Here is an 8,298-nt window from a genome sequence, read left to right on the forward strand (position 1 = left end):
CACAGTTGCGGCGATTTGGCCTAGACTTGCGCTTGATCCCGCCGAAAAACGCGCTCAGTGAACCTCTACGAACGACTCGCCGATGAAATCGAAGCCGCCGTGCGGCGCGGCGTGTTCACGCCGGGAGAGCGCATCGCGTCGGTGAGACAGGCGAGCCAGCAGCACGGCGTGAGCATCAAGACCGTGCTGCATGCATACGCGCTGCTGGAAAGCCGCGGCATTCTCGAGACGCGGCCGCAGTCCGGCTATTTCGTGCGCGCGAAGCCGGGCGCACGTGTGACAGGCCGCAACGGAGCCGCCGAGCCCGGTGCGATCGCGGTCGCGTCGGAAGTCGACGTGAGCCGCCTCGTGCTGTCGACGCTGCGCAGCATCCGCGCGCACGACGCCGTGCCGTTCGGCTCGCCGTATCCCGATACCGAGCCGTTCCCGTGGCGGCGTATCAACCAGTACGCGAACGCGATTGCGCGGCGGCATGCAAGCTGGAACCTGATCGACGATCTGCCGCCGGGCAATCCGGAGCTGATCCGCCAGATTGCACGGCGCTATGCGGAGACCGGCGTTCCCGTCGATCCCGGCGAGATCGTCATCACGGTCGGCGCGACGGAAGCGATCAACCTGAGCCTGCAGGCCGTCGCGAAGCCGGGCGATACGGTCGCCGTCGAATCGCCGACGTTCTACGCGATGCTTCACGCAATCGAGCGCCTCGGCATGCGCGCGATCGAAGTGCCGACGCATCCCGCCGATGGCATCGACATCGACGCGCTCGCGCGGGTCATCGACGAGGGAAAAATCGCGGCGTGCATGGTGATGCCGAACTTCCAGAACCCGCTCGGCTTCCAGATGCCGGACGCGCGCAAGCGCCGGCTCGTGGAATTGCTGTCGATGCACGACATTCCGGTGATCGAGAACGACGTCTATCAAGAGCTGCATTTCGGCGATGCGCGGCCTTCGACGCTCAAGAACTACGATACGAAGGGCATCGTGCTGCACTGCGCGTCGTTCTCGAAGAGCCTGACGGCGTCGTATCGCATCGGCTGGGCGATGCCGGGACGTTTTCGCGCGCAGGTCGAAAAGCTGAAGTTTCTCAACACGCTGACGACGCCTTCCGTGCCGCAAGTGGCCGTCGCGGACTATCTGCGTCAGGATGGCTTCGACCGGCATCTGCGGCGCGTGCGCAAGCTGTATCGGCAGCAGGCGCGCATCATGGTCGCGATGGTCGAGCGGTTCTTTCCGGCGGGCACGCGCACGTCCGCGCCGCAGGGCGGTTACGTGCTGTGGGTGGAACTGCCGGAGCGCGTCGATTCGATGCTGCTGTATCGCGCGGCGCTCGCGGAAGGCATCACGGTCGGGCCGGGCTATATGTTTTCGACGCGCAACGCCTTCAGCCATTACATCCGGCTCAACTACAGCTATCCGTGGACGCCGCAGCGCGAGGCGGCGCTGCAACGGCTCGGGCAACTCGTCGGGGAACTGGACGCCCGCGCGAACGGAGCAAGAACATGAACGATGAAATTGATCCGGCGCTCGTCGCCGTTCTCGCGCAACTGTGGCGCGCGAAGCAGGAGTCGCCGGGGCGCGCGTGGTCGCTGGCGAGGCTGGCGAAGCAGTCCGCCTTGCCGATGAGCGCGCTACGCCGTCAACTGACCGCGCTCGCCGATGCGCGGCTGGTCGAAGTGCGAACGGGCGAAGAGGGCGCGGGTTCGGCCTGGCTGACGGCCGATGGCGAGGCGCTTTGCAGTGAAATTTTCGGAGACGACGAGTGACTCGCGATCCAAACGCTCAGGTGCAGCCGGTCGCCGTGGCTGTCCGTCGATACTTCTTCGGCGCATTGCGCGGCCAAAGCAGGAAAACGCTGCGTGCCGAGTGGCCGCCGCTTCGCTAACGACCTCGCTACCCCGTTGGACATCCACATCACCCTGCACGGCCGGCGCGACCTGACCGGCCAGATTTACGGTCAGTTGCGCGCCGGCATCATCGAAGGACGGCTCGCCGCGAACGCGCGCCTGCCGTCCACGCGCGATCTCGCCGCGCAGCTCGGCGTTTCCCGGAAAACGACGCTCGAAGTCTTCGATCGCCTCATCGCGGAAGGCTTCCTGCGCACGCGCGCTGGCGACGGCACGTTCGTCGCCGATGGTCTTGCGCGGCTGCCCGGCGCACGCCCTGATCCGGCGTCGGCGCGCGCCCGGGCCGCCGGCATCTGGCGCGCGATGCCCGAGCGCATGGCCATGCCGATGCCGCCCGCGGGCGTCACGCTCGATTGCGACTTCAAGGGCGGCGTGACCGACAAGACGCTGTTTCCCTTCGATGCCTGGCGCCGCTGCCTGAATCAGGCGCTGCGCACGCAGGCGCGGGCGGGCGGCGGCGTGGCGTCGTATCGCGATCCGGCGGGCGAGCAGGAACTGCGGCTCGGCATCGCGCGGTATCTCGGCTTCAGCCGCGCGGTGGCGTGCAACTGGCAGGACGTCATCGTGACGCAGGGCGCGCAGCAGGCGCTCGACCTGCTGGCGCGCGTCGTCATTCAGCCGGGCGATGTCGTCGCGGTCGAAGAACCGGGCTATCCGCCCGCGCGGGCGCTGTTCGCGGCGCTGGGCGCACGGATCGCGCATGTGCCGGTGGATCGCGAGGGTATCGTCGTCGGCAGGCTGCCGCGCAATGCGCGGCTCGTCTACGTGACGCCGTCGCATCAGTTTCCGCTCGGCATGCCGATGAGCCTCGACCGGCGCGTCGAATTGCTCGAATGGGCGAGCAAGCGCGGCGCGGTGATAGTCGAGGACGATTACGACGGCGAGTTCCGCTTCGAAGGACGGCCGGTGGAATCGCTGAAGAGTCTGGATCGCGCGGGACTCGTCGCCTATGTCGGCACGTTTTCGAAGACGCTGTTCCCGGATTTGCGGATCGGCTATGCCGTGCCGCCGGCGACGCTTCGCGAGCCGCTCTGGAACGCGAAGCAGATCGCCGATTGCCATAGCTGCATGCTGACGCAAACCGCGCTCGGCGCTTTCATGCTCGACGGCGAATACGCGAAGCATCTGCGCCGCATGCACAAGGCGTATGCGCAGCGGCGCACGGCCTTGCTCGACCACTTGACGGGCGATCTCGCGCCCCTGTTCGAACCGTTACCCGCGATGGCGGGCATTCACCTCGTCGCGCGGCTTCGGGATGAGTGGCAGGAGGAGCGTGTCGTCGCGGCGGCGCGGGAGGCGTCGGTCGGGCTGTACGGCATCCGCCCGTTCTATGCGGGTCAGGCGCGCGAGCAGGGCATGCTGTTCGGATACGGCGGGACGAGCGTGGAGACGATCGAGCGCGGCATGGCGCGTCTTGCCGCGCTCATGCCGTCGCTTCGCGGATGACCGCGCGTCACTGGTCGTCGCACAGCAGCAGCAGCTTTTCCTGACCGGTGCACGTCGATTTCTTCTTGCCCGTGGCGGCGTCCGTGCCGCGCGTGGACACCGTCTGCGCCGATCCTGGCGATTTGCCCGCCGCCGTGCGCCGCGCGATGCACTGGCGCAAGTGCTTTTCCATCGGCGGATAGTACTTCCAGCCGCGCGTGAGCGGCGGGAGTTCGAGACGGACCTGTTTCCACTTCGGATGACCGCTCGCCTGCAGCGTGTCGAAGTTCGTGCAGAGCGAATCGGCGAACTTCGACAGCGCGCCGACCGTGCCGCGCAAGCCGTAGTCGTAGGTGACGAGAAACGCCTTCACGGTGAGCGTCGGCGTGTCTTCCTGAATCCAGTTCGGATAGCTCGTCGTGCGGATGGTCGCGGGGAAGTACGTCTGCTTCGCTTTCGCCGTCTCGGGCGCGGCGGGATCGAGGCGCAGCAGCTTGATCTGCTGCAGCAACTCCGGATTCATGTCCTGAAACAGCTTGGCAGGCTGGCCCGCCACGATCACCGCGACGTCGATCTTGCGCACGATCAGCTTCGCGAGCGCGTCCTCGTTGTTGTAGTGCTGCTCGTTCGCTTCGGGGACCGGCTCGCCGAACATCAGCCGGTAAAGCGTTTCCGCCGATTGCGCCGTCCCGCTGCCGATCGGCCCGACGCTGATGTTCTTGCCCTTGATCTCGTTGATGGTCTTGAGCGGCGAATCCGAGCGCACGACGAAGTAAATCTCTTCGTCGTAGAGCGGCATGATGAGGCGCAGCGGCTGAATGATCCTGCCGGCGTCCGCGTTGCCCGAAGCGGCCATGTCGAGATACGCCTGATACACGTCCGACTGCACCAGGGCGAACTTGACGCCCGGCTCGTAACGCATGCGCTGCACGTTTTCCGCCGATCCCTTCGACGGCAGCACTTCCAGATCGATGCCCGCCGGCTCCGCGACGTACTTCGACAGATCCTGGCCGATCTGGATATACGTGCCGCGTTCCTGGCCCGTCGTGATCTTGTACGGCACGGGTTCGGCGTGACTCAGGCTCGCCGCGCCGGCGAGCCCGATGACGGCATAGAGAGCGAGCGCACCCCGCGCGGCATTGCGCATGAAACTGGTCGAGACCATGGTTGACCCTTGAGTCGAGTTGGACGGGTTCTTCGAAACACGCGCGATGCGGCTGCATCGCGCGAAAGGCGGTCATGCGCTGATTGCGCGGGCGGTCTAGCGCGCGGGTTTGGGCGCGGCGTCGGTGCTGCTCCAGCCGTATTGCTTGATCGCGCGTTCGACGTCGTCGCTCTTGTCGGCGTCAAAGCGCGCCGTCACGGTCGATGCGGCCGGCGTGCCCGCCGCCCGCACGCTGGTAACGGCGGCGGGCGTCGCCGGAGCGAGCGTGGCGGCGACGGCGGTCTGCACGGTCGCGACGGGCCTGACGGCAGGCGCGGCGCTTGTCGTCGCGGACAGCGGCGCGTGCGATACGGCGGGTTGCGCGAGGGCTTGCACCGCTGCTTGCGTCGTAGCCAGCGTCGATGCTTGCGTGGCAACGGGCGGCGCGGATGACTGCGCGCCGGCGGGCGTCGAGTGCTGTGCCGGCGCAGGGGCAGGCGCAGGCGAGGGAGCCGGAGCCGGGCGCGGCGTCGGCGCGACATACATGCCGTTCGGCGCGGCGGGCGCGACGTACATGTCGGTGGGCGCGCTCGGCGCCACGTACATGCCGTTCTGCGCGCTCGGCGCGACATACAGGCCGTTGCCCGGCGCGGCTTGCGCGGGTGCGGGCCTGGCGCTTTCGACGGCGGTCACGGTCGATGTCGCCGCCGGTTTCGACGGCGCGGCAGCCGTCGCAGCGGGCGCGGAGGCGAACGCGGGCGTCGGCGGAACGATGGTCGCGGCCACGACCGCATTGGTCGCCGCTTGCGCACGCGCGATCTTTTCCGCTCGCGACAAATACCCGGTCTCGGCGCGGGCTTCGTCGAGGGCGGCCTGGCGCGCGGCTGCCGCGGCGGCGGTTGCGCTCGTTGCGCGTTGCGTCGTGTGCCGTTCCGGGGCCGGTTTCGCTGCCGCGACGGCGGCGGACGGTGCCGGGATTGCCGCAGCCGGCGTTGCCGGAGCAGCAGCCACCGCCGCCGATGCAACGTTTGCCGGAGCAGGCGCCGGAGCGGGAGCAGGTGCCGGAGCCGGCGCGACCGCCACCGCGCCCGTCGCGGCAGCGGGGTTCGCCGTGTTATCAGCGGTGTTGGCTGCGCGTGCCTTGCCGCCCTGCGGCGATCCGGCCAGCCAGCCCGCATGGGTGATGACGCGTTCGAGCATCGCCTGCGATTCGGTGTTGCTGCCGTCGAGCGCCAGCGCCTCCGCCGCATTCTGCTGCACGCACGCCCACGCGGACGTCCGCTCGCACGCGCGAGCCAGTTGCAGCGCGGCGTCGCGTTGCAGTTCGCGGTTGGCCAGTTCTTCCTTGAGCGCATCGAACTCGGGACGCGCCTGCTGCTGCGCGGGAAGTGCCTTCAGACGGGCGCGCGCCGCCGTGAGGTCGCGCCGGTCCAGCGCCATGCGCGCGGCGTACAGCGGATCGTCGGGAGCGATGACGCGCGCGCTGTCCTGCGCCGTCTGAACTTGCGGCTTCGGCGTGGCGGGAAGGGCGGACTCGGCGGGCGCATCGGTTGCGCCGCGGCCGAATGCGCCGAATTTCGGATCGATGGTGCCGGACGCGCTCAATTCGGTCGTAGGCGCGGGCTGCTCGTCCGATGCTTGCCGCACCAGGGCGATGGCGGCTGCCGCCACCGCCAGCGCGCACGCGCCCGCGATGACCGTCTTCCTGCGGTCCCAGTTGCCGGAGCCGGGCAGCCCGTCGGGGTCGTTGCTCGGGTCCGCGTAGGCGTTGCGCGCGGATTCCTCGGCGCGTTTCGCCCTGTGGTCGGCCGCCCGCTGGGCGATGCGCTCGCTCGCGCGCTTCGGGTCCCAGCGCCCGGCCCAGGCGGAATACGGTGCGTCGTCGTCGCCGGTTTCGATCGGACCGGAAGCCGCCGCCGATGCCAGCGGCGTCGACGCCTGCTGCTCGAACATATTCGCGCGCGGCCGTGCTTCCGCCGGCCCCCGTTTGTGGCCGAAAGCCGCGCTGCGGTCGGCGCCGCAGTTGGGGCAACTGTCGGCGCTTTTGCGCATCGTGCTGCCGCAGCGCTGGCAGACGACGGAAAACATGGATGCGGGAAACGTCAAACGCGTGGTCATGCTAAAAGCCCTCGAAGGACATATGCGATAACGTGGCCTCGGCGCGGCCCCGCGCGTGACACGCGGGGAGACGCCGCAGCAATCCTTCGTATTGTTTACCCGTGCGAAAACTCGCTAACGGGAAGCGACATCTGAATATGGTTCAACCGTTTGCGGACGTCAATTGCATTTCGCACCTAGATTCGGGCGTCTCGATGCGAGCGCCGGCGCATGGCGCGCCCAATCCGGATCGCGGCGCGTGGCCCTTGTCCCGGTGCGAAAACGCCGGATCGCTGCGGGCGCGGCCCGTCGCTACGCTTCGTAAGCGGCGGGCGATGGGCGCAGCGCCACGCTTCAGTCTCACTGTTTGCGACATTTTGCGCGGGGCGGCGGTTTTGAGACGCCATTCTTTAGCCGATAACCGACAAGGCCGACCGGCCGCTCGATAACCCACTGATGCAGAAGCGCTTACCGCGTGGACCGCCTTTGGCTTGCGCGTCCGGCGGCGCGCCGGCGCGAATTTCGTTAGGGTGACGAAATAACCGCCCGCGAACCGAAAACAAAAAACGCCCCCGAAGGGGCGTCCTGTGAGACCGTGCTTCGATCAGTTCGCGAGTTGCAGCTTGCCGTCGATACGGCGATTCAGCCCCAGCGGATTGTCGATCTTCAGCGCGTCGGGCAGCAGCGCTTCCGGCAGGTCCTGATAGCTCACCGGGCGCAGGAAGCGGTCGATCGCCAGGCTGCCGACCGACGTCGAACGGCCATCGGCCGTCGACGGGTACGGGCCGCCGTGGACCATCGCGTGACCGACTTCCACGCCGGTGCCGAAGCCGTTCACCAGAATGCGGCCGGTGCGGCGTTCCAGCGCCGGCAGGAAGCTGCGCGCATCGGCGTAATCGGCTTCATCGATATGCAGCGCGGACGTCAACTGGCCTTCCAGCGATTCGATCAGCTCGCGCATCGACGCCAGATCCGGGCAACGCACGACCAGCGACGACGCGCCGAAAATCTCTTCCTGCAGTTCGTGATTCTTGCGGAACGCATCCGCCGTCGTCACGAACAGCGCCGACTGGCCCTGATGGCCGCTCTTGGCTTCGAGGCCGCGTGCGGCGATCGTCACGTCGGCGTGGGAAGCGGCCTTGTCGATCGAGCTTTCGTAGGTCTTGTGGATGCCCGGCGTGAGCATCGTCTGCGCGCTGGTTTCCTTCAGCGCCGCCGACGCCGCGGCGATGAACGCGTCGAGGTCGGGACCGTCGACGGCCAGCACGAGGCCGGGATTCGTGCAGAACTGCCCCGCGCCCAGCACGAGCGACTGAACGAACGCCTTGCCGATGGCTTCGCCACGGTTCTTCAGAGCGTTCGGGAACAGCACGACCGGGTTGATGCTGCTCATTTCCGCGTAGACCGGGATCGGTTCGGTGCGGGCCGCGGCGAGCTTCATCAGCGCCGTGCCGCCGCCGCGCGAACCGGTGAAGCCGGCCGCCTTGATGCGGTTGTCCTTGACCAGGCCCTGGCCGATATCGCGGCCGCTGTCGAACAGCAGCGAGAACGTGCCTTCCGGCAGGCCGCAATCCTTCACGGCCTTCTGCACCGCGCGGCCGACCAGTTCCGCCGTGCCCGGATGCGCCGAGTGCGCCTTCACGATGACCGGGCAACCCGCGGCCAGCGCGGATGCCGTATCGCCGCCGGCAACCGAGAACGCCAGCGGGAAGTTGCTCGCGCCGAACA

General features: G+C 68.0%; 6 protein-coding genes. 3 read left to right on the forward strand and 3 right to left on the reverse strand.

What is annotated here, in order from left to right; translation table 11 throughout:
* Positions 1-57: 57 nt before the first annotated feature.
* The 3 genes from BG57_RS24925 to pdxR all read left to right on the forward strand — a co-directional run bounded on the left by BG57_RS24925 (position 58) and on the right by pdxR (position 3,350).
* Positions 58-1,503 carry an aminotransferase-like domain-containing protein gene (locus tag BG57_RS24925; RefSeq protein ID WP_035969134.1) on the forward strand — a complete coding sequence of 482 codons (1,446 nt, stop codon included), beginning with the start codon at positions 58-60 and terminating at the stop codon, positions 1,501-1,503.
* Positions 1,500-1,763 (forward strand): helix-turn-helix domain-containing protein, encoded by a 264-nt coding sequence (locus tag BG57_RS24930; protein ID WP_035969136.1) that lies wholly within the window; start codon positions 1,500-1,502, stop codon positions 1,761-1,763. The genes BG57_RS24925 and BG57_RS24930 overlap by 4 nt, the downstream gene beginning before the upstream one ends.
* 135 nt (positions 1,764-1,898) lie before the next feature.
* The gene (gene pdxR / locus BG57_RS24935; RefSeq protein ID WP_035969138.1) at positions 1,899-3,350 is read left to right on the forward strand and encodes a MocR-like pyridoxine biosynthesis transcription factor PdxR; all 1,452 of its coding nucleotides are present in this window, start codon (positions 1,899-1,901) and stop codon (positions 3,348-3,350) included.
* Positions 3,351-3,357: 7 nt separating this feature from the next.
* On the opposite strand, the gene BG57_RS24940 is transcribed toward pdxR, so the two are convergent.
* The 3 genes from BG57_RS24940 to BG57_RS24950 form a co-directional block, all read right to left on the reverse strand.
* Positions 3,358-4,494, reverse strand: a complete 1,137-nt coding sequence (locus BG57_RS24940; RefSeq protein ID WP_035969140.1) for a TAXI family TRAP transporter solute-binding subunit — start codon at positions 4,492-4,494, stop codon at positions 3,358-3,360.
* Between the two features lie 96 nt (positions 4,495-4,590).
* Positions 4,591-6,591, reverse strand: coding sequence for a hypothetical protein (locus BG57_RS24945; protein ID WP_035969142.1), 2,001 nt, complete (start codon positions 6,589-6,591; stop codon positions 4,591-4,593).
* Between the two features lie 583 nt (positions 6,592-7,174).
* The coding region (locus tag BG57_RS24950) for an aldehyde dehydrogenase (NADP(+)) (protein ID WP_035969144.1) at positions 7,175-8,298 on the reverse strand (1,124 nt) is incomplete at its 5' end.

The sequence above is a fragment of the Caballeronia grimmiae genome (assembly GCF_000698555.1).
GTDB classification, from domain to species: Bacteria; Pseudomonadota; Gammaproteobacteria; order Burkholderiales; family Burkholderiaceae; genus Caballeronia; species Caballeronia grimmiae.

Bases quoted from the DNA above. Each gene is read 5' to 3' on its own strand.
- BG57_RS24930 (WP_035969136.1), top strand. From the start codon at position 1,500: ATGAACGATGAAATTGATCCGGCGCTCGTCGCCGTTCTCGCGCAACTG.
- BG57_RS24940 (WP_035969140.1), bottom strand. From the start codon at position 4,494: ATGGTCTCGACCAGTTTCATGCGCAATGCCGCGCGGGGTGCGCTCGCT.
- BG57_RS24945 (WP_035969142.1), bottom strand. From the start codon at position 6,591: ATGACCACGCGTTTGACGTTTCCCGCATCCATGTTTTCCGTCGTCTGC.